Origin of the sequence: Actinomadura sp. NPDC000929 (assembly GCF_040492065.1) — a bacterium.
GTDB lineage: Bacteria > Actinomycetota > Actinomycetes > Streptosporangiales > Streptosporangiaceae > Spirillospora > Spirillospora verrucosospora.
Window position 1 is genome coordinate 1 of record NZ_JBEUPA010000117.1, and the last position, 23,465, is coordinate 23,465.

The 23,465-nt window shown below is 71.9% G+C and carries 26 protein-coding genes, 1 tRNA gene and 1 pseudogene; 16 read left to right on the forward strand and 12 right to left on the reverse strand.

Going from position 1 to position 23,465, the window contains the following annotated elements; genetic code table 11:
* Positions 1-168: 168 nt before the first annotated feature.
* From ABWI04_RS30920 to dnaN, 3 genes are all read left to right on the forward strand, one after another.
* The gene (locus tag ABWI04_RS30920) at positions 169-1,641 is read left to right on the forward strand and encodes an AlkA N-terminal domain-containing protein (RefSeq protein ID WP_353834645.1); all 1,473 of its coding nucleotides are present in this window, start codon (positions 169-171) and stop codon (positions 1,639-1,641) included.
* 10 nt (positions 1,642-1,651) lie between these two features.
* Complete coding sequence (locus ABWI04_RS30925; RefSeq protein WP_345178776.1) at positions 1,652-2,161, forward strand: methylated-DNA--[protein]-cysteine S-methyltransferase; 510 nt, start codon at positions 1,652-1,654, stop codon at positions 2,159-2,161.
* 75 nt (positions 2,162-2,236) lie between these two features.
* Complete coding sequence (gene dnaN / locus ABWI04_RS30930) at positions 2,237-3,382, forward strand: DNA polymerase III subunit beta (RefSeq protein ID WP_345178777.1); 1,146 nt, start codon at positions 2,237-2,239, stop codon at positions 3,380-3,382.
* A 300-nt stretch (positions 3,383-3,682) separates the two neighbouring features.
* Here the strand turns inward: dnaN and ABWI04_RS30935 are convergent, their stop codons facing one another.
* Both ABWI04_RS30935 and ABWI04_RS30940 read right to left on the reverse strand, forming a co-directional pair.
* Entirely contained in the window at positions 3,683-4,507 is an 825-nt protein-coding gene (locus ABWI04_RS30935) for a hypothetical protein (RefSeq protein ID WP_353834646.1), read from the reverse strand.
* A 90-nt stretch (positions 4,508-4,597) separates the two neighbouring features.
* A complete protein-coding gene (locus ABWI04_RS30940) occupies positions 4,598-4,969 on the reverse strand; it encodes a MarR family winged helix-turn-helix transcriptional regulator (protein WP_353834647.1) in 372 nt (123 codons plus the stop codon).
* Positions 4,970-5,109: 140 nt separating this feature from the next.
* Here ABWI04_RS30940 and ABWI04_RS30945 point away from each other — a divergent pair, with 140 nt between their 5' ends.
* The gene (locus ABWI04_RS30945) at positions 5,110-5,847 is read left to right on the forward strand and encodes an SDR family oxidoreductase (protein WP_353834648.1); all 738 of its coding nucleotides are present in this window, start codon (positions 5,110-5,112) and stop codon (positions 5,845-5,847) included.
* 238 nt (positions 5,848-6,085) lie between these two features.
* On the opposite strand, the gene ABWI04_RS30950 is transcribed toward ABWI04_RS30945, so the two are convergent.
* Complete coding sequence (locus ABWI04_RS30950; protein WP_345178783.1) at positions 6,086-6,649, reverse strand: helix-turn-helix domain-containing protein; 564 nt, start codon at positions 6,647-6,649, stop codon at positions 6,086-6,088.
* 279 nt (positions 6,650-6,928) lie between these two features.
* Here ABWI04_RS30950 and ABWI04_RS30955 point away from each other — a divergent pair, with 279 nt between their 5' ends.
* Both ABWI04_RS30955 and ABWI04_RS30960 read left to right on the forward strand, forming a co-directional pair.
* Entirely contained in the window at positions 6,929-7,594 is a 666-nt protein-coding gene (locus ABWI04_RS30955) for a B3/B4 domain-containing protein (RefSeq protein WP_353834649.1), read from the forward strand.
* The gene (locus tag ABWI04_RS30960) at positions 7,594-8,466 is read left to right on the forward strand and encodes an EamA family transporter (RefSeq protein WP_353834650.1); all 873 of its coding nucleotides are present in this window, start codon (positions 7,594-7,596) and stop codon (positions 8,464-8,466) included. The genes ABWI04_RS30955 and ABWI04_RS30960 overlap by 1 nt, the downstream gene beginning before the upstream one ends.
* Before the next feature lie 151 nt (positions 8,467-8,617).
* On the opposite strand, the gene ABWI04_RS30965 is transcribed toward ABWI04_RS30960, so the two are convergent.
* The gene (locus ABWI04_RS30965; RefSeq protein ID WP_345178791.1) at positions 8,618-8,806 is read right to left on the reverse strand and encodes a hypothetical protein; all 189 of its coding nucleotides are present in this window, start codon (positions 8,804-8,806) and stop codon (positions 8,618-8,620) included.
* A 452-nt stretch (positions 8,807-9,258) separates the two neighbouring features.
* Between ABWI04_RS30965 and ABWI04_RS30970 the strand changes: the two genes are divergently transcribed.
* Positions 9,259-10,812: a serine/threonine-protein kinase gene (locus ABWI04_RS30970; RefSeq protein ID WP_353834651.1), complete on the forward strand. Its 1,554-nt coding sequence runs from the start codon at positions 9,259-9,261 to the stop codon at positions 10,810-10,812.
* Between the two features lie 137 nt (positions 10,813-10,949).
* Here ABWI04_RS30970 and ABWI04_RS30975 read toward each other — a convergent pair.
* The 3 genes from ABWI04_RS30975 to ABWI04_RS30985 form a co-directional block, all read right to left on the reverse strand.
* Positions 10,950-11,037 (reverse strand) — tRNA-Ser (locus ABWI04_RS30975).
* A gap of 10 nt (positions 11,038-11,047) precedes the next feature.
* On the reverse strand, positions 11,048-11,485 hold the full coding sequence (tadA, locus tag ABWI04_RS30980) for a tRNA adenosine(34) deaminase TadA (protein ID WP_345178986.1): 438 nt from the start codon (positions 11,483-11,485) through the stop codon (positions 11,048-11,050).
* Positions 11,486-11,522: 37 nt separating this feature from the next.
* On the reverse strand, positions 11,523-11,960 hold the full coding sequence (locus ABWI04_RS30985) for a tRNA adenosine deaminase-associated protein (protein WP_353834652.1): 438 nt from the start codon (positions 11,958-11,960) through the stop codon (positions 11,523-11,525).
* Positions 11,961-12,145: 185 nt separating this feature from the next.
* Between ABWI04_RS30985 and ABWI04_RS30990 the strand changes: the two genes are divergently transcribed.
* A complete protein-coding gene (locus ABWI04_RS30990) occupies positions 12,146-13,465 on the forward strand; it encodes an alkaline phosphatase family protein (RefSeq protein WP_353834653.1) in 1,320 nt (439 codons plus the stop codon).
* Positions 13,466-13,504: 39 nt separating this feature from the next.
* Here ABWI04_RS30990 and ABWI04_RS30995 read toward each other — a convergent pair whose 3' ends face one another.
* Entirely contained in the window at positions 13,505-13,990 is a 486-nt protein-coding gene (locus ABWI04_RS30995) for a tRNA adenosine deaminase-associated protein (RefSeq protein WP_345178799.1), read from the reverse strand.
* Between the two features lie 154 nt (positions 13,991-14,144).
* On the reverse strand, positions 14,145-14,471 hold the full coding sequence (locus ABWI04_RS31000) for a hypothetical protein (RefSeq protein WP_353834654.1): 327 nt from the start codon (positions 14,469-14,471) through the stop codon (positions 14,145-14,147).
* Positions 14,472-14,548: 77 nt separating this feature from the next.
* Here ABWI04_RS31000 and upp point away from each other — a divergent pair, with 77 nt between their 5' ends.
* From upp to ABWI04_RS31035, 7 genes and pseudogenes are all read left to right on the forward strand, one after another.
* Positions 14,549-15,187, forward strand: a complete 639-nt coding sequence (gene upp, locus ABWI04_RS31005; RefSeq protein WP_345178803.1) for a uracil phosphoribosyltransferase — start codon at positions 14,549-14,551, stop codon at positions 15,185-15,187.
* 164 nt (positions 15,188-15,351) lie between these two features.
* Positions 15,352-15,612: a hypothetical protein gene (locus ABWI04_RS31010; protein ID WP_345178987.1), complete on the forward strand. Its 261-nt coding sequence runs from the start codon at positions 15,352-15,354 to the stop codon at positions 15,610-15,612.
* 102 nt (positions 15,613-15,714) lie between these two features.
* Complete coding sequence (locus ABWI04_RS31015) at positions 15,715-15,873, forward strand: hypothetical protein (RefSeq protein ID WP_345178805.1); 159 nt, start codon at positions 15,715-15,717, stop codon at positions 15,871-15,873.
* Positions 15,874-15,879: 6 nt separating this feature from the next.
* Positions 15,880-16,389 (forward strand): annotated as a pseudogene (locus tag ABWI04_RS31020) (PH domain-containing protein); the annotation flags it as partial.
* Positions 16,390-17,045: 656 nt separating this feature from the next.
* Positions 17,046-18,488, forward strand: coding sequence for a helix-turn-helix domain-containing protein (locus ABWI04_RS31025; protein WP_345178807.1), 1,443 nt, complete (start codon positions 17,046-17,048; stop codon positions 18,486-18,488).
* Between the two features lie 222 nt (positions 18,489-18,710).
* Positions 18,711-19,409: a FadR/GntR family transcriptional regulator gene (locus ABWI04_RS31030; RefSeq protein WP_353834655.1), complete on the forward strand. Its 699-nt coding sequence runs from the start codon at positions 18,711-18,713 to the stop codon at positions 19,407-19,409.
* A gap of 162 nt (positions 19,410-19,571) precedes the next feature.
* Positions 19,572-20,825 carry a CynX/NimT family MFS transporter gene (locus ABWI04_RS31035; protein WP_353834656.1) on the forward strand — a complete coding sequence of 418 codons (1,254 nt, stop codon included), beginning with the start codon at positions 19,572-19,574 and terminating at the stop codon, positions 20,823-20,825.
* On the opposite strand, the gene ABWI04_RS31040 is transcribed toward ABWI04_RS31035, so the two are convergent.
* From ABWI04_RS31040 to ABWI04_RS31050, 3 genes are all read right to left on the reverse strand, one after another.
* Positions 20,826-21,134, reverse strand: a complete 309-nt coding sequence (locus ABWI04_RS31040; protein WP_345178813.1) for a type II toxin-antitoxin system VapB family antitoxin — start codon at positions 21,132-21,134, stop codon at positions 20,826-20,828.
* Between the two features lie 140 nt (positions 21,135-21,274).
* Positions 21,275-21,664 (reverse strand): cytidine/deoxycytidylate deaminase family protein, encoded by a 390-nt coding sequence (locus ABWI04_RS31045; protein WP_345178814.1) that lies wholly within the window; start codon positions 21,662-21,664, stop codon positions 21,275-21,277.
* A gap of 221 nt (positions 21,665-21,885) precedes the next feature.
* Positions 21,886-22,830, reverse strand: a complete 945-nt coding sequence (locus ABWI04_RS31050) for an NADP-dependent oxidoreductase (RefSeq protein WP_353834657.1) — start codon at positions 22,828-22,830, stop codon at positions 21,886-21,888.
* Between the two features lie 117 nt (positions 22,831-22,947).
* On the opposite strand from ABWI04_RS31050, the gene ABWI04_RS31055 reads away from it, so the two are divergent.
* Complete coding sequence (locus ABWI04_RS31055; RefSeq protein WP_353834658.1) at positions 22,948-23,445, forward strand: MarR family winged helix-turn-helix transcriptional regulator; 498 nt, start codon at positions 22,948-22,950, stop codon at positions 23,443-23,445.
* The last annotated feature ends 20 nt before the right edge of the window (positions 23,446-23,465 follow it).

Sequence of the window (23,465 nt, forward strand, 5' to 3'; positions counted from 1 at the left end):
CCATCTGGTTCTTCGGGTTCGTCGCCCCGATGACCTCTACGGTGCCGGGCCCGCGGCGGAAGATCGATTACCTGGGAGGTCATGCCCGCGCGGCCGGTGACCTGGGCCGCGACGATGATGTCGGATTCCTGCCAGTGAAGACCCCTGACCATCGGTGATGCTGGAGGCATGCACGAGGACGTGGAAAGGTGCGTGCGGGCCTTCCAGGCGAAGGACGCCCGCTTCGATGGATGGTTCTTCGGCGGGGTCGTGACCACCGGGATCTACTGCCGTCCAAGCTGCCCCGTGGTCCCGCCCAAGCCGGAGAACATGCGCTTCTACCCGAGCGCTGCCGCCGCCCAGCAAGCCGGGTTCCGGGCTTGCAAACGGTGCCGTCCCGACACGTCCCCTGGCTCCCCCGAATGGAACCACCGCGCGGACCTCGTCGCTCGGGCCATGCGCCTCATCGCCGACGGCGTCGTCGACCGAGAGGGCGTTCCCGGCCTTGCGGCACGGCTCGGCTACAGCACACGGCAGATAGAGCGCCAGCTCAACGCCGAACTGGGCGCGGGCCCACTCGCCCTGGCACGAGCCCAGCGCGCACAGACGGCGCGGCTCCTCATCGAGACGACGGCCCTTCCCATGGGGGACGTCGCCTTCGCGGCGGGATTCGCCAGCATCCGCGCCTTCAACGACACCGTCCGCAAGGTTTTCGCGCTCACCCCGTCCGCCCTACGCGACCGCGTCGCGAAGGGACATCCGCCTGCCGGGGCCGGTGCGCTGTCGCTCCGGCTGCCGTTCCGGGCTCCGCTGTGCCCGGACAACCTGTTCGGGCACCTCGCCGCCACCGCCGTCCCGGGCGTCGAGGAGTGGCGGGACGGCGCGCTCCGCCGCGCCATGCGGCTGCCCCACGGGCACGGCATCGCCACCCTGCGGCCCCGGCCGGACCACGTCGCCTGCACGCTCAGCCTCAGCGACCTGCGCGATCTCCCCATCGCGATCAGCCGCTGCCGCTGGATGCTCGACCTGGACGCCGATCCCGTCGCCGTGGACGACCTCCTCCGCACCGACCCCGTCCTCGCGCCGCTCGTGGACAAGGCCCCCGGGCGCCGCGTGCCCCGCACCGTGGACGCCCCCGAGTTCGCCGTCCGCGCCGTCCTGGGCCAGCAGGTCTCGACGGCCGCGGCCCGCACCCACGCGGCACGCCTGGTCACCGCCTACGGCGACCCCATCGACGACCCGGGCGGCGGGCTGACGCACCTCTTCCCGACCCCCGCCGCCCTTGCCGAACTCGACCCGGAGTCCCTCGCCTTCCCCAAGACCCGCCGCACCACCCTCATGACCCTTGTCGACGCCCTCGCCAAGGGGGAGATCGACCTCGGCGTAGGGAGCGACTGGGACGAGGCCCGCGCGCGCTTGTCCGCCCTGCCCGGCTTCGGCCCGTGGACCGTCGAGACCATCGCGATGCGAGCCCTCGGTGACCCGGACGCGTTCATCCCCGGCGACCTCGGCATCAGGGCGGCAGCAGCGGCACTCGAACTTCCCGCCACACCTGCGGCCCTCACCCGACGCGCCGCACAATGGCGGCCATGGCGCGCCTACTCCGTCCAGTACCTGTGGGCCACCCTTGACCACGCCATCAACCTGCTCCCCGCGAACTGAAGGAACCGCTGTGGAAACAACGCACGTCGTCATAGAGAGCGTCGTAGGTCCGCTCACCTTGGTCGCCACCGACGGCGCCCTGTCCGGGCTCTACATGGAGATGCAGCGGCACCGTCCAGCCCAGGAGACCTTCGGCGCCCCAGGCGACCCCGAAGACGAACCCTTCGCCACCGTCGCCGCGCAACTCTCCGCGTACTTCGCAGGCGACCTGACCGAGTTCGAGTTGCCGCTCCGCCTCCGCGGGACGCCCTTCCAGGCGCGCGTCTGGGCCGCCCTCCAGGAGATCCCCTACGGGGAGACCGTCACCTATGGCGAGCTCGCCGCCGAGATCGGCAGCCCGTCCGCGTCCCGCGCGGTCGGCCTCGCCAACGGGCGCAACCCGGTCGGCGTCATCGTCCCCTGCCACCGCGTCGTCGGCTCCACCGGCTCCCTCACCGGCTACGGCGGCGGCCTCGACCGCAAGCGCTACCTCCTCGACTTCGAGCGCAAGGTCCGGGCCACCGAGAACGCGCTCTTCTGACCCTCGCGGAGGATTGTCGGAGCCGCGGGTTACCGTGCTCGTGATGGCCGTCCAACCGGAGAAGGGCTGATCGCAGTGGAGTTCCGAGTCGAGCGCCAGACGTTGGCCGACGCGGTGGCATGGGCTGCGCGGACGCTGCCGGCACGTCCCGCGCTCCCCGTTCTCGCGGGCATGCTCATCGAGGTCACCGAGCAGGGCGGGCTCACCCTCGGCGCGTTCGACTACGAGGTGTCCGCCCACGCCACCGACGAGGCGGCCGTGGCGGAGCCGGGCCGCGCCCTCGTCCCCGGACGGCTGCTGTCCGACATCGTGCGCAACCTCCCGAACCAGCCCGTGGACGTCTTCACCAAGGGCTCCGAGGTCGTCGTCCGCTGCGGGCCCGCCGAGTTCGGCCTCCTGACGCTCCCCGTCGAGGACTACCCCACCCTCCCCGAGCCGCCCGCCGTCGCCGGCACCGTCCCCGGCGACCTGTTCGCCACCGCCGTCGCACAGGTCACCCCGGCGGCCGGACGCGACGACACCCTGCCCATGCTCACCGGCGTCCGGATCGACATCGAGGGCGACACGATGTGGCTCGCCTGCACCGACCGGTACCGCATCGCGGCCCGCGAGCTGACCTGGTCCCCCGCGGAGCCCGACTTCACCGCCGGGGTCGTCGTCCCCGCCCGCACCCTCGCCGACACCGCCAAGGCGATCAAGCGCGGCGCGGACGTCTCCATCGGCCTCGGCGGCACCGCCGACACCCTGATCGGCATCTCCGGCGGCGGCCGCAGCATGACCAGCCGGCTCCTCGACGACCAGTACATCAACTACCGGTCCCGCCTCACCGGCACCTGGACGTCGGTCGCCGAGATCCGCGTGGCCCCCTTCGTCGAGGCGATCAAGCGCGCCGCCCTCGTCACCGAGCGCGGCACGCCCATCCGGCTGGCCTTCACCGCCGACGAGGTCCGCATCCGCGCCGCCACCGGCGACTCCGCCCGCGCCAACGAGAGCGTCGGCGCCCACCTCGACGGCGACGACATCGACATCGCCTTCGCCCCCCAGTACCTGCTCGACGGCCTCGCGGGCATCGACACCGAGTACGCCCGCCTCGAATGCACCGGCCCCACCAAGGCCGCCCTCCTCACCGCCATCCCCGACAAGAAGGACGACGAGCCCGACCCCGAGAACACCGACACCGGCTACCGCTACCTGGCCATGCCCGTCCGCCTGACCAGCTAGCCCCGTGTTTCACAGTCCCGGCCCACTTCGCTCGCCTGGCGGCTGTGTTTCAACGTCCCGGCCCACTTCGCTCGCCTGGCGGCTCGCTACGTGACCGGGCCTGGGCGAACGCGGCATCGCTTCGCGATCTGCCCGGCTCCGCTCGCCTCCGGCTTCGCTCCACCGGCCAGGTCACGCGTTCGCGCGCGCGGCCAAGGCCACTTCGAGACAGGCGCTAGCCCCCACGTCAGCCCAACAGCCCCACCCGCGCACCGCCACCCGGACCCGCCCTCACACGCTCGGCCCCCGATGTGCTGAGGATTACCGCCTTGGCGCGCCCCACCACGTCCCGTGTCGATGGTGGACGCGGTTCCAGTCGTCGCCGGGCACTGGGACGAGCATCGCTTTCGCCTCGGCGCACACGTGCTCGATCTGGCTCACCCTCAGACGTCGACAGTCCCAGAGCAACTCAGCCATCTCGGCCGCCAGCGGATCCTCGGGCGGTGTCGCCTCGGACAGGTCGGTGCCGGTGATGGCCGCGAGGTCGGCGGCGGGGATGCCGAGGGCGGTCGCGAAGCCGCCCACCCAGTCCGGTCTCAACGGAGTCGCGCCCGCGGCGATGCGGGCGTAGGTGGAGCCGGCCAGGTACATGCGACCTCGGGTCAGCAGGTGAAGCGTCTTGGCGGCGGCGATCGGGGAATGGAGGTTCCGGTTGGCGCACAGCATGGTGAGGAGCATCGTGCCCAAGCCACCGTCCCCCCGGTAGAAGTCGCGCGGCGGATCGGCCGGGCGGATGCCGGGCAGGTGGGGCAGTTGTTCGACCGTTTCGCGGATGTGGGTCCGCTGATCTGCCGGCAGGGCCATCACGACATGGATGAGGTGCACGAGTTCGGAGCCTGCTGACGCTTCGCAGGGCTGAAGGGGCTCCGGCACCGAGAGGCCGGCGATCACGAAGAGGTCGGCAGTGCGGAAACCCAGCGCGGCGGCAAGGCCCTCGACTTGCGACGCGGAGGGGGGCACGCCGTCGGCCACCGAGCGCACCTCGGATTCCGGGATGCCGGACGCCGAGGCCAGCCAGGCGATGTCCGTCTGGCGGGAGTTGAGGAGCCGCGTCAATAACACGCCAAAGTCGGGATCATTCGCCATGCCGCCACATTAATCCGACGAGGACTCAACGGCCGGACAGGCGCTGGACGTACACGATCTCCTTGGTGCCCGGGCGGAATTCGATGCGGCCTAGATGCGGAGCGCCTCGGTCGTGGCACGAGCGAGGGTGGCGAGCTGCTGGTGATGGTCGGCCGGCCATGAAGCGAGCCGCCCCGTGATCGCCGTGCCGACCGCTTGCCTGAAGCGGGCGACCAACTCCCTGCCCCGCTCGGTGAGGACGACCTGAGAGACGCGGCGGTCGTCGGGGTCTGGCCGTCGCTCTACCAGCTCACGCCGTACCAGCCGATCGACCAGGCCGGTGATGTTCGCTTTGTCGCAGTGCATCTGGTTCGCCAACTCGCCATGGGTCAGCTCCTTCGGGGCCACCAGGGTGAGCAGCTGGGCCTGCTGGGGGGTGAGACCGAGTTCGCGACTGGCGGCGGCCCTGACTCCCTCGACCACGCAGCACAGTTTGAGCAGTGCCTCAGCAAGTTCCGGACCCTGTGACGCGTGTGCCATGGGTCGAGAGTAGTTGACAGTTAAGGAGTTCAACTATTTAGTATGTGATCTCAACTGTTGAGATCCCATACTATTGGAGCGTCATGTCACTGGCCACGACCGATCGAGTAGCCGTTGTCACCGGAAGTTCGCGCGGGATCGGCCGGGCCGTCGCGCTACAGTTCGCCGCCGCAGGGACGGCCGTCGTGGTCAACTACCGCAGCGACGAGTCCTCGGCGAAGCGAGCGGTCGCCGAGATCGAGTCAGGCGGCGGCCGCGCCGTGATGGTGCGCGCGGACACCGCCGACCCGGCGGAACTCCGCACACTGTTCGACGCGGCCGAGCACCACTACGGTCGCCTGGACGTGCTGGTGCACAATGCCGCCGGCTTCGTGCGCGGTCCGCTGACCGCGGCCACCGACCGTGACTACCAGCACGCCTTCTCGCTGAACGCCCACGCCACATTCGTCGCGCTACGCGAGGCCGGGCGCACGATGCGCGACGGCGGCCGGATCGTCTTCATCTCCTCCGCGGCCACCCGCGTCAATCCGCAGGGAGAAGCCCTCTATGCGGCCAGCAAGGCCGCCGGTGAACACCTCGTCCGCGCCGTCGCCCGTGAGTTCGGCGCCCGCGGCATCACCGTCAACAGCGTGCTACCCGGACCCACCAACACCGATGGGTTCGCATCGGCGTCCGCTCCCGTTGAAGCGCTCATCGCCCAGACCCCGCTCGGCCGACTGGCCGAGCCGGAGGACATCGCAGAAGTCGTCAACTTCCTCGCCTCCGACGCGGCCAGATGGATCACCGGTCAAAGCATCACCGTCGACGGCGGCCTGTGCTGACCCGCTCACCACCCGACCCACGGCAAACAACCCAGGCCCGGCCTACGCCCGGCGTACCCGCACTGGCCGACACGCAGCGCGCCGACCCGCTCACCCACACTCGGCAACCGGCCTGCTCGCGCACCCGCCCTGGTCAACGCTCTTGGCCGCCCTCGGCAGAACGGCGCCCGAACCGACCGCCCGCCTCGGGCTGTGGTGGTGCCGGACGTGTGTCGGTTCTGGTTGCGGTGGGAGGTTGTCAGAGGTCGAGGACGGCCAGGACGAAGCGGACTTCGCGGGTGCTCGCGTTGCCGTAGGAGTGGGGGCGGTCGCCGACGAAGACGGCGGCCGTACCGGCCTCGACCAGGTCGGACCGGCCGTCCACGCCCAGGGTGAGCGTGCCCTCCTGGACGTACACGATCTCCTTGGTGCCCGGCACGTGCGCGTCGCTCTCGCGCGTCTCGCCAGGCTGGAGCACCCAGTTCCACAGCTCCAGCGACGGGCGCGGGTCGCTGCCGGCCAGTAGCGTTCCCGTCCCGCCGTGCTCGCCCTCCCACAGCACGACGTGCCGCTCCGGGCGGAACATCCGCACCGGCGGCTCCTCCTCGACCTGGACGAGCCGGGTGAGCGGCACCCCCAGCGCGTCGGAGATCCGGATGAGCGTCCCCAGGTTCGGGTTGCCGCGCCCCTGCTCAAGCCCGACCAGCACGCCCTTGCTCACCCCGGCGCGCCCGGCGAGCTCGTCCAGGCTCCACCCGTGCCCGGCCCGCAGCGCCCGCACCGTCCGCGCCACGGCCTCGCCGATCGCCTCCTGACCGCTCAAGCGCCCTCCAGCCGCCTCGCTCCGGTCCGCCGCATGCCAGTCTCCCGCACGCGCGGGGCACGCCGACGTCGCGTGCCTCAACGTCGGCCACGTGGAGGACGGCCCCGAGTGCCGCTGAGACGCGTCGACCGCACCTCCAGCGCTGGTGGTGACCTCCCTATCCAGGTCGGCGGCCGGGACTGGAAGCGGGCGGCCGGACGTTGCTTCACTTGGGATCCTCCGCCACGGTCGGTATGATGATATGTCGATGTCATTAAAGTGACCGTGCGGAGGATGGGGATGCTGGAGCGAATCGTGGTGGGCGAGGCCGTGCGTGAGCTGCGTCCCGACTTCGCCGTGCTCGTCATGACCGCCGAGGGGCTGGAGAACGGGCCGAGCGACGAGACCGGCGAGGGATGGCTGGCCGAGGCGGCGAAGGCGGCGGACCCGGACGACCCGCACGTCGAGGCGTGGCGCGAGGCCTACCGCGCGTTCGGGGCCAAGCCGCAGCGGACCCGGCCCTCGGTGGACGCGCTGCTGCGCCGAGCCGACGCGCTCCCCTCCATCAACAGGGTCGTGGACGCCTACAACGCGGTGAGCGTCGAGTACGCGCTGCCCATCGGCGGCGAGGACCTGGACGCCTACCGGGGACCGGCGCGGCTGGTCAGGGCCACCGGCGACGAGCCGTTCGACGTGGTCGCGGGCGGTGAGCCCGCGGTCGAGCACCCGAACCCCGGCGAGGTCGTCTGGCGGGACGACCAGGGCGTCACCTGCCGGCGCTGGAACTGGCGCCAGTGCGTCCGGACGCGGCTGACGGAGACCACGAAGAACGGCCTTTTCCTCCTCGAACGCCTGGAGCCGTACCCCCTCGACCGGCTGGCCGAGGCCGGCGACCGGCTCGCGGAGCGGCTGCGGACGATCTCGCCCGGCGTGCGGATCGAGACCAGGCTGATCGGCGGGCGTTGATGGTCACGGTTCTCGCCCTGGCCGCCGCCCTCGCCTACGGGGTCGCCGACTTCCTCGGCGGGACCGTGACCCGTGGATCCACCGCGATCAGAGCGCTGACCTGGTGTGTTCCGATCGGGCTGGCAGTCGTGCTGGTGTCGGCGCTGCTCACCGGCGGTGACGTGAGCCCCGGGCCGATGGCCTGGGGGTTCGTGGCCGGTCTCTGCGGCGGCGGTGGCCTGATCGCTTTCTACCGGGCCCTCGCGCGGGGCCCGATGAGCGTGGTGGCGCCGGTGTCGGCGCTGGCCGCGGCCGTGATCCCGGTGGCCGTGGGCGTCGCCCAGGGCGAGCGGCTGGACGCGTCCGTCCTGCTCGGCGTCCTGCTCTGCCTCGTCGCGATCGGCCTGGTCAGCATGGAGGCCGGCGACGGACCGGCGGCTGAGGGGGCCGGACGGCGGCGTCTCCTGGACTCGGGCCCGGTGATGGCCGCCTTGTCCGGCAGTTGTTTCGGCATCTTCTTCGTCCTGCTGAAGGAGGCGGGGGACGGCACCGGGCTCTGGCCGATCGTCGGCGCCCGCCTCGGCAATCTCGCCATCGTCGCGGTCGCGCTGCTGTTCCTGGCGGCCCGCGGCGGAAACGCGGGCCCGAGGCTGTCCGGCCGGAAGCTGATCATCCTGGCGCTGCTGTCCGGGAGCCTGGACGCGGGGGCGAACGTGCTGTACTTCCTCGCGGTCCACCACGGCATGCTCAGCCTCGCGGCCGTCCTCACGTCCCTCTACCCGGCGATCACCGTCCTGCTGGCGAGAGTCGCCTACAGCGAGCGCCTGCGGGCCGTCCAGCGCGTCGGCATGGCCGTCGCCGTGGCGGGCGTGGCGCTCGTCACGGTCGGCTGACGGCTGCTCAGGATCGCCGAGCCCTTCCCAGGAGCTGCGACATCGCAGTTCCTGCCGAACCGGCCTCGGACTGCGGCCGGAGACCGAAGAGTGGAGGCCCGGCAGATCTGCCGGGCCCCAGACTGGGCGACAGCCGGCGCGTGCGCGCCGACTACCGCTGCTCCTCGTCGACGGTCGTGTCCGTCGTGTGCCGGGCGGCATCCGAGCCGGTCCGCCCGTCGCGGTCACCGGTCGAGACGCGGCTGCGGCCGCTGGCCTCGGTCTCGATCCCGTAGACGGTGGGGTTGGCGGGGTCGTCGAAGCGGTCGACGTTCGAGATCCCGAAAACGAGTTCGCGCATGGCAGTTTCACCTGTGTTTCTTGTCTGTTCGTCTCGTCCGGTCGATGTCCGGACGAGCCAGCCGTGTGGTTCGGCTGTAGATGACTGTGCGGCTACGGCGGAAGAACGCAAGCACGGGCGGCGGCGGGCCTCGAAAGGCGCCAGGCGCGCGAGCGAGGCGTGTCCATCCCCGTCTCATGCTCAGACAGAGCAAGGCGCGGGATTATTGCCGACCGGCCTCGCCCCTGAGGAGTGGGTGTTCCGGACGCGTTCGAGGGCGTTATTCATGAACTCGTTCGCGTGCATCTCGTCAACGGCCGCCACGGCTGGAAGCCGCCCGGTTCCGCCGTTATGAGGACACCGGAGTCCGTCGAATTCCTGGAAAGATGCGGCGGTCTGGATGATCTCTGGAAAAGGGGGCGTCCGGCGGTGTATGCATGGTCTGACGTTCTTGGACGGTCAGGGGAGGGGCAGTGCGTGCCGGGCTGAGACTGGCGGACAGGTACCGGCTCGACTCCCTGCTGGGACGCGGCGGGATGGGCGAGGTGTGGCGCGGCCTGGACGAGCGGCTCGGCCGCCCGGTCGCGGTCAAGCTCCTCACGGCGCCGGCGGGGGCGGACGCCCGGCTGGTCAGCCGGTTCCGCCGGGAGGCGGAGATCATGGCCCGGCTCCGCCATCCGGGAATCGTCGTCGTCCATGACGCCGGCGAGGACGGGCAGCTGCTCTTTCTGGTGATGGAGCTCCTCGACGGGGAGGATCTGTCCGCGCTGCTGAAGCGCCACCCGCAGGGCCTGCCGGTCGACCGGGCGAGGCGGCTGACGGCGGAGATCGCCGACGCGCTGCACGCGGCTCACCAGCAGGGGGTGGTGCACCGCGACGTCAAGCCCGCCAACGTGATGGTCCGCCCCGGTGACCGGGTGACCGTCATGGACTTCGGAATCGCCCGATACGCCGACCAGGTCACGGAGCTGACCGGCAGCGCGATCCTCGGGACGCCCGCCTACATGGCGCCCGAGCAGTTCGAGAAGGCGCACGAGCCAACGCGGCAGACGGATCTGTACGCGCTGGGCGGGTTGCTGTTCGCGCTGCTCACCGGCCGGAGGCCGTTCGACGGGGACAGCCTGCGCGCATTGATCCGTGAGATCGTTCTCACCGATCCGCCGAGGCCGCGTGGGGTGCGTCCGGACGTCCCCGAAGATCTCGACGAACTCGCGCACGCGCTACTGGCCAAGGATCCGCGTGACCGGCCGCCGGACGCCCGCACCGTCGCCGAGCGGCTCCGGGCCGTTCCCGCGCCCCAGCCGGCGGCGAGACCGTCAGTGCCGGGCCGGGCTCCGTCCCAGGAGCAGGCGCCAGTACCGGGGCCGGTGCTCCCCCCGCCTTCGCCTCCGCCCCCGGGCCTGGGGACGGGGCCGACGGTGGAGGCCCCGCCGGTGCCGGCGTCCGCGACGGTCGTCGGGGAGCAGGAATCGTCGACCTCTCTGAGGGGCGTGCTCCTGACGGCGGCCGGGATCCTCGCCGTGATCACGGGCGGCGGGTTCCTGCTGCAGAACCCCATGGGGCTCTGGGTGGACGACGGAAAGTTCTCCACGCTCCCCGCGTGCGGTCGTCTCCCGACGCCCAGTGTTCCGGACGCGGAGGTCTCTCTGACGAAAAGTCCGCAGGGCACCAAGGATTCGGCGAAGTGCACCTGGTCGGTCCTGCCCAAGGACTTCGCTGACAGGGGCAGCATCTCCCTTGAGTTCAAGCGCTACGGCAAGAAGAACTGGGAGTCGGGAGCCGACAACGCGCACGCGGCGTTGGTGAGAGAGAGCGGAGGGATGAACACCCTCTCCGGAGTGGGGGACGAAGGGAATCACATAGATCCGCCGTCCTACTTGGATGAGCCGCAGGTGATGTTCCGCGTGGACAATCTCACGGCTGACATCAGCATGAACGACCGCGAAGAGCAGGACGTCACTGAGAAGAACGAAGTCGCCTATGCCAGAAAACTCGCGGCGGCCCTTCTCAAGGAATCCGCGCGCTGACCGGGGCGAGAGGCCCCCAGCGCACCAGACGCCTCGAAACGGGCGGCTCGACCAGGGTGCGGCGGGCTGGAAAGCGTCGAGGGCGGGACCGTTGGTCCCGCCCTCTGTGCGTCTGGCCAGGTGGACGGCCATCCGGGTGGCGGTGGTGGTGGGATTCGAACCCACGGAAGCTTGCACTTCACACGCTTTCGAGGCGTGCGCCCTCGTCCACTAGGCGACACCACCGCGGGAGAGCCTACCCGACTCTGCGGCGCGCGAAGAACTCGATTAGCGGGGCGGCGCACTCGTCGGCCATCACCTCGGCGATCACCTCGGGGCGATGGTTGAGGCGCCGGTCGCGGACGACGTCCCACAGCGACCCGACCGCGCCCGCCTTCGGGTCGACGGCGCCGTAGACGACGCGGTCCAGCCGGGCCTGGACGGACGCGCCCGCGCACATCGTGCACGGCTCCAGCGTCACGACGAGCGTGCAGCCGGACAGCCGCCACTCGCCGAGGACCGCCGCCGCCCGCCGCATCGCGACGATCTCCGCGTGGCCGGTCGGGTCGGCGGTCCGCTCGCGCTCGTTGCGGCCCGTTCCGATGATCTCGCCGGTCGCGTCGAGGACGACGGCGCCGACGGGGATCTCGCCGTCCGCGGCCGCCTCGCGGGCCGCGTCGAGGGCCCGGAGCATCGCCGGCCGGAACGTCGCGACGACCGGATCGCGCGCGTCAGTCACGGAGGCGGTCGAACTCCTCGCCGAATCCGGCCTGCTCGGCGACGGCGAGGAGCGCGTCGCCGGGCAGGGCGCGCTCGCCGAGCTCGCCGAGCCGCCCGGCGTCGACCCCGAGGTCCTCCAGCAGGGCCGCGTCGCCCGCGGCGTCGCCGTCCGGCACCTCGCCGACGAGCTGCTGGAACAGCGAGGCGAGCCCGTCCTCGCGGACGGCGGAGATGTAGGGGCGCGGCTCGCCGTCGCGGTCGAGCCGGACGATCGCGAACCAGTCGTCGTCCTGCTCGACCAGCAGCACGACCGGGTCGCCGTAGGACTCGACGGCGGCCTCCCGCATCAGGTCGGCGACGTCGTCGACGTTCTCCGCCTCGTCGAGCACGGCCTCGGCTCCGACCCAGCCCTGGGGGGTCTGCGCGAACACGGCGGCGAAGTAGGACACGTGCTCATTGTGACCCACGCCGTCTGCCCGGTCACACCCCCCTTGCGCGGAATCGGCGCCCGGCTGCCCGGAAGCGGTTGTGAATAAACTTCGCGTTCTTGTCCGGTGACGGACGTCCGGCGTCCTTCCCTCGGTTCACGCGAGTCCGCATACTGCTCAGCGATCGCCATCCCGGGAGGAGTGCCATGGGTGCGGACGAACTGACCAGGCGCGGGTTCCTGGCGGGGACGGCGGGCGCCGCGGCGATCATCGCGGCGGGCACCGCCTCCGGATCGTCGGCCCAGGCCCACGCGGCGGAACTGGCCGCCGCCCGGCGCGCCCCCGTCGCCGACCTCCCCGATCCGGAGGAGTCCGGCATCGACCACATCGTCGTGGTGATGATGGAGAACCGGTCCTTCGACCACTACATGGGCTGGCTGCCCGGCGCCGACGGCCGCCAGGCCGGACTCACCTTCACCGACGCCGGCGGCAACGAGCACGACACCCACCACCTGAAGGTGCCGTGGGGGTGCGGCTTCAACGACCCCGACCACTCCTACCAGGGCGGACGGACCGAGTACAACGGCGGCCGGTGCGACGGATGGCTGCGCGCCGGCGACAACGACGTGTTCTCCATCGGCTACTACGAGGCTCCCGACCTCGGCTTCCACGGCCGCGCCGCCCTCGACTGGACGGTCTGCGACCGCTACTTCCCGGCGATCATGTCGTCCACCTTCCCCAACCGGATCTTCCAGCACGCCGGGCAGACCGACCGGATCTCCAACTCGCTGACGATCTCGGAGACCACCACGATCTGGGACCGGCTGAAGGCCAGGGGGATCTCCTGCCGGTACTACTTCAGCGACGTGCCGTTCACCGCGCTGTGGGGCCTGCGGCACCTCGACATCAGCCGGAACATCGCCGAGTTCCGCGCCGACGCCCGCGACGGCCGGCTGCCCGCGGTCAGCTTCGTCGAGCCGGGCTTCCTCGGCGAGCTGTTCCTGCCCGGCATGTCCGAGGACGAGCACCCGCTCGCCGACATCCGCTTCGGCCAGGCGTTCCTCAACGAGGTCTACACGGCGCTCGTCACCTCGCCGAACTGGCCCCGGACCCTGTTCGTCATCAACTACGACGAGTGGGGCGGGTTCTTCGACCACGTCCCGCCGCCGGAGGGGCCCGACCCGCGGCCCGACCTCGGCACCGGCCTGCGCGGCTTCCGCGTCCCCTGCCTGCTGATCTCCCCGCGGGCGCGGCGCGGGGCCGTCGCGCACGAGGTGTACGACCACACGTCCGTCCTGAAGGCGATCGAGTGGCGCTGGGGCCTGGAGCCGCTGACCGTGCGGGACGCCGCGGCCCGCAACATCGCCGAGGTCCTGAACTTCGCCGACCCGCCCGACACGCGCGCCCCCCGCTACGACGCCAAGCGCCCGATCAGCCTCGGCTGCCTCGACCCGCAGCACAGCCACACCGGCGACGACTGGGCGGGTCTCAGCGCCTACGCACGGCGCAGCGGCTTCCCGGGCTGACCCTCGGCCGGGGCGGCGGGCAGGGCGGCGGCGGCCGGGTCAGGGGACGGCGTCGAGGGCGCGTTCGAAGGCCGGGGCGAAACCGATGCGGCCGGCGATGCTGAGGAGCATCTCGTCCGGGTAGAGCTCCAGGTCGCCGGAGATCGCGCCGAGCTCCATCTCGTCCAGCCCGAGGTCGGCGAAGATCGACATGTCGCCGACCGGGAGGACCTGGTCGAGCTCCTCCTCGTCCGGGATCGGGATGTCGAGGTAGTCCAGGACCTGGCCGGCGAGCGGCCAGTCGACCGACGCCGTCACGTCCGACAGGAACACCATGACCTCGTCGCCGAGCAGGCGGATGGCGACGAAGAAGTCGTCGCCGACCGACACCAGCCCGACCGTGCCGCCGAGGCTCGGCTGCTGGCGCAGGGCATGGATCAGCCCCGCGAGGTCCTCGGTCAGCGCGACCGGAAGGATCTCCGCCTCCCAGCCCTCGTCTTCCCGGTACACCACCACGGCGAAGTCCGTCGCGTCCACATCCGTCATTTCCACCCCACCGGCACGTCTCCTGCCAGGGCATGGTCGCAGATGCGGCGCGCACTCGCGTGCCCCACCACCAAACTCGCCGCCGCACCCGGAGATGAGGCCGGGAGCCTGCGCCGATCACGGTGCCCGGCGGCATGAACCTAACCGATCTGGATCAATTGATGCGGAACGTGCGCCGGCGAAGTGCCGCGTGGATCCGCGCGCGGCGCGACCGGTGCGGCGTCACGCGGCGGCGCAGCTCGCGGGCCTCGGCGAGTTCGCGCAGGAAGACCGCCCTGCGGCGCAGGTGCTCGCGCACCTGCTCGGGGGAGATGTCGCCCTGGGGCCCGGGGCGCCGCGCGGCGTCCTCGGCTGTGACTTCGGTCACCGCGGGGTCGCCGGACGGGGGATGGTCGTCGGGGGCCGAGGCGCGAGCGGGCGGATCGGGCGCGGATTCCCGGGCCCGCGAGCCGCTCGGCTGCTGATCGCTCTCGCTGTTCATACCGCCATCCTGCCCAGCTCAGCGGCGACCTATCCTGGCGCCCCGAACCGCCCGGCGGGGTGGGCTACCGTGAGCGCATGCAGACCCTCGCCGTCGACCACCCGCTCGTCGCGCACAAGCTCACGACCCTGCGGGACGTCCGCACCGACTCCCCGACGTTCCGCCGCCTGGCCGACGAACTGGTCACCCTGCTCGCCTACGAGGCGACCCGCGACGTCAGGGTCGCCGAGGCCACCGTGCAGACGCCGCTCGTCCCGGCGCAGGGCGTCCAGCTCGCGAGCCCGAAGCCGCTCGTCGTGCCGATCCTGCGCGCGGGCCTCGGGATGCTGGACGGGATGACGCGGCTGCTGCCCACCGCCGAGGTCGGCTTCCTCGGGATGATCCGGGACGAGGGGACCCTCCAGGCCCAGACCTACGCGTCGCGGCTGCCGGACGACCTGTCCGGGCGGCAGTGCTACGTCCTCGACCCCATGCTCGCGACCGGCGGGACGCTGGCCGCCGCCATCCGGCTGCTGTTCGAGCGCGGCGCCGACGACGTCACGGCGCTCTGCCTCCTCGCCGCCCCCGAGGGGCTGAAGTACCTGGAGCAGGCCTTCTCCGACATCTCGGCGCCCATCAAGGTGGTCACGGCCGCGATCGACTCCCACCTCAACGAGCAGGGCTTCATCATGCCCGGCCTCGGCGACGCGGGGGACCGGCTCTACGGCGTCGTCTGATCCCTCCGGCAGGGGCCGGTTTCCCCGACTGACCTGCGATGTTCGTTCCCGACGGCAGGGGGTACCACAACCTCTACGGAACGCGAGCGCGCGTTCCCCTCCGCCGTCCCGGCACAGGGGACCGTCACGGACCGGGCGGCGCGAGCGAGCTTCGGGGACACATGATGGCTCACCCAGGGGATGGCGACCTTCCGCGCTACATCGAGATCGGTGAACGGCTCACCGAGGAGTTCCGCGACACCCACAGCGCCGACACGGTGGAACGATGCGTGGCCGCCGCGCGCCACGGCGCCGAGGAGGTGACCGGATCGGCTCCGTCCGACCTCGTGGAGCGGATCGCGCGCCGGCATCTGGAGGTGCTGGCGACCGTCGCGGCCGAGAAGCGCCGCAAGGCGCGCCGCTCCTCGCTGGACAACGCACCCTGACCCCGCGGGCGGGCGCCGCGCGCCGTCGCGCTGCTTTGCCGCCCGTGTGGGCTGTGCGAAACTGCTACCGGGGTCCGTGGGTCTACGCTCCGGGAGGCAGTCGTGCCGGCCAAGAAGTACCTCACGTGGGCCGCTGCGGCTTTCGTGGCGTTCTATGTCATCACGCAACCGAACGGCGCGGCCCGGACGGTGGACACCGCCGCAACGGGCATCTCCTCCGCCGCCGACTCCATCGCCACCTTCGTCAACTCGCTCGCCTGAGGCCGCATGAGACTCGTCACTCCCGGCGACTCCGCGCCGGCGTCCGTCAACAAGTACCTGCTCCCCCACGAGAACCAGGTGATCACGGTACGGCGCCACCCGGCCGTGCTGATGGTCCCGGTCGGGCTCCTGCTCGGCGGCCTCATCCTCGCGGGCCTGCTGAGCCAGACGCTCGCCGAGAGCGGCGGCGCGGTGTTCAGCTGGGTCTGGTGGGGCTGGCTGATCCTTCTCGCCTGGTTCGTCTGGCGGGTGGCGGAGTGGTCCGTCGACTACTTCGTCATCACCAACCAGCGGATGCTGCTCACCACCGGCCTCATCACCCGCAAGGTCGCGATGATGCCGCTGGCCAAGGTCACCGACATGAGCTTCAAGCGGACGATCGCGGGCCGCATGCTCGGCTACGGGGAGTTCGTGCTGGAGTCCGCCGGCCAGGACCAGGCCCTCACGAACGTGGACTTCCTCCCGTACCCCGAGCAGCTCTACCTCGAGGTCTGCGAGATGATCTTCCCGAACAAGAACCCGGCGCCGGAGGAGGCGCTCCCTCCGCCCCCGCCGCCGCGCCGTCCCCGCGTGCCGGATGACGCGCCCGACCCCGACGCGCAGGACGCGCCCACCGCCACGCTGCCGAAGGGCGACGACCCCGACGGGGAGGTCTAGCCCCGCGACGCGGTCGATGCGAGAAGCCGGGCACGGTCGTGCCCGGCTTTTCCGTTGCCGCAGGGGGCCCTGCGAGGTCCTCGCGGCGATCTGAGACGATGCAGGTCGGCCCGGCCCCCCTCACCGGCCGCACCGCCGGACGCAGGACGCGGCGGTCCGCGGAACGCGCGGTCCGGCACCGCCCTTACCGGCCGATCCCGCTGGGAGCGGTCCCAACCTCGCGGGAACGCGGGCAGGTCGTCCGGTACTGGCCGGAATGCGCGAGAGGCTGATCAATATCGGCGGTCTCTGCGATCTTCCCGGGACGGTCGGATACCGTCGGCGAATGACAGACGTCGCGATCGACGGGAGGGCCCGCCGGCGCGAACCGGCGAATCTCGCCGAGGCGCCGTGCGCGCGGGCCTTCCGGCCGGTCTCTTCTCCTGTCGCTTCCTTGCTCTCGATGTGTGATAACCCGCAATGTGCAATCATGTCGGCACCCCAGCCGCCTGTTTACTTCCGCTAAGTGAGTCCACATGCCGGGTCCAGGCAACGTCGGCGAACGTGTCCGCAACCTGCGGCTGACCAGACGCTTGTCGCAGGCACAGCTCGCCGGTCACGACCTTTCCGACAGTTACATCTCTTTGATCGAGTCGGGCAAGCGCACGCCGACGCCGACCGTCCTGCGCATGCTGGCCGAGCGCCTCGGCTGCACTCCCGAGTACCTCGCCGAGGGCGTCGAGCCGGAGCAGCGCGCCCATCTCGAGGTGCGGGAGCGGCACGCTCATCTGGCGCTGCTGCGCGGCGACCCCGCGACGGCCGAGGCCGGGTTCGACGAGGTGATCGCCCGTAGCGACGACCCGGACCTCACGGGCCGCGCCCGGCTGGGCCGCGCCCGCGCCCTGGAGGAGCTGGGCCGCACGGACCGCGCGATCGAGCTGTTCGAGGAGCTGCGCGAGCAGGCCGAACGCGACCCGGGCCGGGCGAGCTGGCTGCCCCCGGTGATCGCGCTGGCCCGGTCGTACCACACCGTCGGCGACCTGGGGCAGGCCGTGGCGCTGGGCGAGCGGGCCCTCGAACGGCTGGAGCGGCTCGGTCTCCACGCCGGCCACGAGTACACCGAGGCCGGACGCATCCTGCTGCTCGCCTATGTGGATCGCTCCGATCCCGTCCGCGCCCACGAGCTCGGGCGGCGCCTCCTGCACCCCGACGGGTCCGGGGACGCCGAGCCGCTGAGCGTCCACTACCAGCGGGCCAGCATGCGCGCGCTGGACGAGGGGGCGGTGGGCGACTCCCTGTACTTCGCCGACCAGGCCCTCGCCGCGCGCACGGACGCGACTCCGACGCAGGCGCACGCGCGCCTCGCCCTCGCCGGGGCCAAGGCGCTGCTCAGAGGGGTCAGGCCGTTCTCCGCCGCGGCCCCGCCCGCCCCGGAGCCCTCCGCTGAGTACGGGTTCGAGCGCCCGCGTCAGGAAGGAACCTGCGAAGCGGCCCGGGAGGCGCTCGCCCTCCTCCAGCACGCGACCGGCCTGGACGACGCCGAAAGCACCGAGAGCACCATCGCCAAGGCCCGTGCGCTCGTCCTCGTCGGCGACCTGGACGAGGCGATCGCCGCGCTCGAACAGTTCCTCGACACCGGCATGGCCCTCTCCGCCCCCACGAGCGGACGCACCATGGCGCCTCAACCCGCCGACGACCTGGGAGTTCGCACCCAGAAGACCGTCCTGGCCCGGCTGGTCCTGGCCCGCGCGCGGGTGGCCCAGGGAAACACGACGGCCGCCCAGGTCGTCCTTCGCGCCGCCTCAGAACAACTGGCGACCCTTCCCGAGGGGCGTCCGGCGGCGCACCTCTACAGGGAACTCGGCGAACTCTACGAACTCATCGAGTCTCCCGAGAACGCCGCCACCGCCTACCGCCAGGCCCTTGAGGCGGCCGGCCTGTCGGTCTTCAACCGCGTCCCCCTGAGCGCTCCCCACTAGAGCGCTCGCCCACAGGAAGGCGAGGCGGCCGCGACAGCGCGTGCCGCCTCGCCTTCCTGCCGGTGTGCGTCATCACATTCGTTCGCACAACTGCGTGTTGACCTGCGGATTCGAGTCTTCCCGCCGGGCAGCGCGACCCGTACGGCGGTGAAGCGGAATAGATCAGGGGGCGCGGGTGTCGTATTCTTCAGACATGGGATGACTGGTTGACTGGAGGTTCGGGTGACTCTGCGGACGGCACGGCGGTCCTCGCTGGTCGACCAGGTGATCGACCAGCTCAGGGGCGAGATCACCGAGGGCGGCTGGCCGGTGGGCGCCAAGATCCCGCCGGAGCCGGTGCTGTCGGAGACGCTCGGGGTCGGGCGCAACACCGTCCGTGAGGCGGTGCGGGCGCTGACCCACGCGGGGCTCCTGGAGAGCCGCCAGGGCGACGGGACGTACGTGCGCGCCACGAGCGAGCTGTCCGGGGCCGTCCGGCGGCGCCTGGAGACCGCGGAACTCGTCGAGATCCTCGAGGTCCGGCGGGGGTTCGAGGTGGAGGCGGCCAGGCTCGCCGCCACCCGGCGCACCGACGCCGACATCGCCGCCATCGCGGTCGCGCTCGCGCGCCGGGACGCGGCCTGGGCGGCGGGCGAGCACTCGGCGTTCGTCGAGGCGGACCTCGAATTCCACACCGCCGTCGTCGAGGCCACCCACAACCGCGTCCTGACGGACCTGTACCGCGACTTCAGCGCGGCGCTCCGGGCCAGCATCGGCGCGGCCGGGAGCCTGCTCGAACACGCCGACGTCCCGCACGGCCCCATCGCGGCCGCCATCGAGGCGGGAGACGCCGACGCCGCCACTCGGGCGACCCACGCGTGTCTCGACCAGATCCTCGCCTCGACCGTCCCGCCGTCCGGGACGGCTCCGCAGGAGACCTAGCGCGGGAGCGCAGGCCCGCACCATGACCGGGAGCGAGACCCGCTCCCCATGGGCGGCCGTCGTGGTGCCCGGCAAGTGGCAGGACACGGGCACCGGAACGCAGCAGAACCGAGCTCGACGCAGCAGACCCTGCGATCGAAGCGACCGAACAACGAAGGTGACATGAACAGCTCCACGACTCCAGGTTCCCGGGCCGCGGCCGTCTGGTCGCTCGTCGGCCTGGTCCTGCTGACGATCAACCTGCGCGCCGCGATCACGGGGATCTCCCCGGTGCTCGGCGACCTCCGGGACGCGTTCGGGCTGTCGGGCGCGGAGACCGGCGTCCTCACCACGCTGCCGGTGCTGTGCCTGGGCGTGTTCGCGGCCGTCGCGCCGGTCGTCGCGCGCCGGTTCGGCACCGAGACCGCGATCGCCGGCTCCCTCGTCATGATCACGGCGGGGATCGTGCTGCGGGTGGTGCAGTCCCCGGTCTCGCTCTACGTTGGAACGGTCCTGGCCGGGGCGGGGATCGCGATGGGCAACGTCCTCATGCCAGCCGTGATCAAGCGCGCGTTCCCGTCCCGCCTGGGCTCGCTGACCGGCCTCGCGATGATGCTGATGGCGGCCAGCGGCGCGGTCGCCGCCGGTCTCGCGGTGCCGCTGGAGGCGGCGGGCGGCTGGCGGCTCGCGCTCGCCGTCTGGGCCGTCCCGTCGCTGGTCGCCGCGCTCGTGTGGGGGCCGCTCGCCCTGCGCGGCCGCCGCGCCCCGACGCCTCCGGTCACCGCCCCGCGCGCCGGAGGATCGTTGCTGCGCTCCCCGACCGCCTGGGCCGTCGCCGCGTTCATGGGCCTGGCGTCGCTGATGTTCTACGTGCTGCTGTCGTGGCTGCCGGAGATCATGCGCGACGCCGGCCACCCGGCCGCCACCGCCGGGATGATGGTCTCCACCATGATGATCGTCGGGATCCCGCTGGGCTTCCTGGTGCCGGTGTTCGCCGCCCGCCTGCGCGACCAGCGCCCCCTCGTCGTCGCCGTCGCGGCCACGATGGTCGTCGGCCTGGTCGGGCTGCTGCTCGCCCCGTCCGCCGGGTGGACGTGGGTCGTGATCCTCGGCATCGGCACCGGCAGCGCGTTCCCGCTGGCCTTCACGCTGCTCAGCCTCCGCTCGCCGAACCCGTCGACCGCCGCGGGCCTGTCGGGGATGGCGCAGACGGGCGGCTACCTGCTCGCCGCGGCCGGACCGCTCGCGGTCGGCGTCCTGCACGACGCCACGGGCGGCTGGAACGTGCCAGTGGCCCTGCTGCTCGTCCTGGTGGTCCCGGAGGTCGTGGTGGGTCTGCTGGCCGCGCGGCCCGGGTTCGTCCACCCGGCACGGCCGGCGGCGCCGCTGGTCGAGCCGAAGGCCCTCCCGGCGCCGGAGCCCGCCCGCAGCCGCTGATCAGGACATGTCGACGGCGTCGAGGTCGAGGACGCGCGCGTGCAGGACGAGCCGCTGGTGCAGCGCCGCCCGGAGCGCGCGGTGCAGGCCGTCCTCCAGGTAGAGCTCGCCGTGCCACTGGACCACGTGGGGGAACAGGTCGCCGTAGAAGGTGGAGTCCTTCGACAGCAGCGACTGGAGATCCATCTCCCGCTTGGTGCTGACGAGCTGGTCGAGGCGGACCTGGCGAGGAGGGATCTTGGCCCAGTCCCGGGACGAGAGACCGTGCTCTGGATAGGGCCTTCCTTCACCCACCGCCTTGAAGATCACCCTTCGAGTCTAAGGGCTCGCCCGTGCGCGGAGAAGGCGCGCAACAACTTGCGTCACTCCGCTTTCCAGATTCGGTAAACCAGTTACCGCCCAGCTCAGCCCGCCCGTGACTTAGCACCGGGCGGGCGGGCCGGAGCCGATCACGCCTGGTGCTCCGACCAGATGTAGGCGCCGGGAAGCAGATCCGCCACGGGAACGGCGCGCAGATCGCCGTCCCTGCCGACGATGACGCGGATGGACGGGAAGTAGTCGAGAAGGACCTGCCGGCACCGCCCGCAGGGAGACATCACCCCGCGGTCGCCGCTCCCCACGGCGACGACCGTGTCCAGGTGGTGGGCGCCCTGGGCGGCGGCCGCACCGATCACGGCCAGCTCCGCGCACGGCCCGCCCGTGAAGTGGTGGACGTTCATCGCCGTGACGATCCGCCCGTCCCCCGCGCGAGCGGCGGCCGCCACCGTGTGCTCGTCCCCCTTGCTGTTGTCGGCGGCAACGCGCCCGGCCACCTCGACGAGTTCGTAGTCGACCGTCATGTCCTTCTCCCAGCGTCCAGAGATCTTCGAGTACCGCGCGCCGCTCAGTCGTCCACGCGGGCGAGCGGTTCGCGGGTCCAGCCGCCGAAGCCCAGGCGTTCGTACAGCCGTACCGGCGAGTCGACGTCGTCCGCGGTCGCCGCCGTGATGCCGATGTCCATGATCACAGTTTATTCACCGCGATCTTCGCGAGCCGGACGCGCGGCCGCCTTCCGGGCGGGTCAGGCGCCGGCCGGCACGACGACGACCTTGCCGGGGAGGGTCCCCGCGGCGGCCCGGGCGTGGACCGACGCCAGGTCCGCCAGCGGGACGCGCTCGGCGACGTCGACGGTCAGCGCGCCGCGGTCCACCCGCGCCACGAGTTCCGCCAGTTGCCCGGCGTCGCTGCGGACGTAGACGTCGACGGCCCGCACGCCGCGCCGCTCGTCGGCCGGGGCGGGCATCCACACGGTGGTGCCGACCACCACGCCGCCGTCGCGGACCAGGCCGGCCAGCGCCGCGAACTCCTCGGGGTCGATCGGCGCGAGGTTGAGCAGGACGTCGACCGGCTCGGTCACCGCGGCGCTCACCCGGGTGGCGGTGTGGTCGACGACCTCGTCGGCGCCCGCCGCCCTGACGTGCTCGGCGCTGCGGGGGCTGGCGGTGGCGATCACGTGGGCGCCGGCCGCCTTGGCCAGCTGCACCGCGTAGCCGCCCACGGCTCCGCCGGCGCCGCTGACCAGGATCCGCTGCCCGGCCTTCAGCCCGGCGTGGTCGAAGAGCGCCTGCCACGCGGTGAGACCGACCAGCGGCAGCGCGGCCGCGTCGGCGAGCGGGATGCTCGCCGGAGCCGGCGCGAGGACCTCGGCGGGCGCGAGGACGTACTCCGCCGAGGCGCCGTCGTCGACGAACGGCAGGAAGCCGACGACCCGGTCGCCGATCTCCAGGCCGTTCACGCCCTCACCGAGCGCGTCGACCGTTCCGGCGACGTCCAGCCCGGGGATGTGCGGCAGGGTCAGGGGCATCGGGCCCTGCATGAACCCCGCGCGGATGTTGCCGTCGACGCCGTTGAACGTCGTCGCGGCGACGCGGACCCGCACCTGCCCGGCGCCCGGCACCGGCTGGTCGACGTCCTCGTAGCGCAGGACGTCGGGCTCTCCGTACTCGTGGAATCGCACTGCCTTCATCGTGGTGCCTCACTTCCGCCAAGAGTGCTTCGAATCCGAAGCACTTGCCCACACGGTAGCAGTGCTTCGAATCTGAAGCAAGTGCTTTGAAATTGAAGCAGATGGTAGGGTTTCGGCATGTCTGAGACACCGCCGTCCCTGGACGCCGTCCAGCTGGGTGCGTACTTCGCCCTCATGGAGGTGGCGGGCCTGCTCCGGCACGCGGTCGAGCAGCAGCTGCGGGAGGCCGGCGACCTCAGCTACGTGCAGTTCCAGCTCCTGGCGCGCCTCGGGCTCGACTCGCCGAGCGGCAGTGAGCGCATGACCGACCTGGCCGACGGCGTCGTCTACAGCCGCAGCGGACTGACCTATCAGGCCGGCCTGCTCGAGAAGGCGGGGCTGGTCAGGCGCACGCGCTCCGCGGACGACGACCGGGGCGTCACGGTCACGATCACCGACGCGGGGCGGGAGCTGCTCGCCAAGGTGCTCCCCGGCCACGTCGAGGTCCTGAGCCGGCAGCTCTTCCAGCCGCTGTCGCGCGAGGACGCCCAGGCTCTGGCCGACCTGCTGTCGCCGGTGCGCGACCACATGCGCGCCGCGCCGCCCCGTTCGGCGGCGCCCCGCCGCCGGCGGTAGCACGCCGGCGGCCGAGCGGA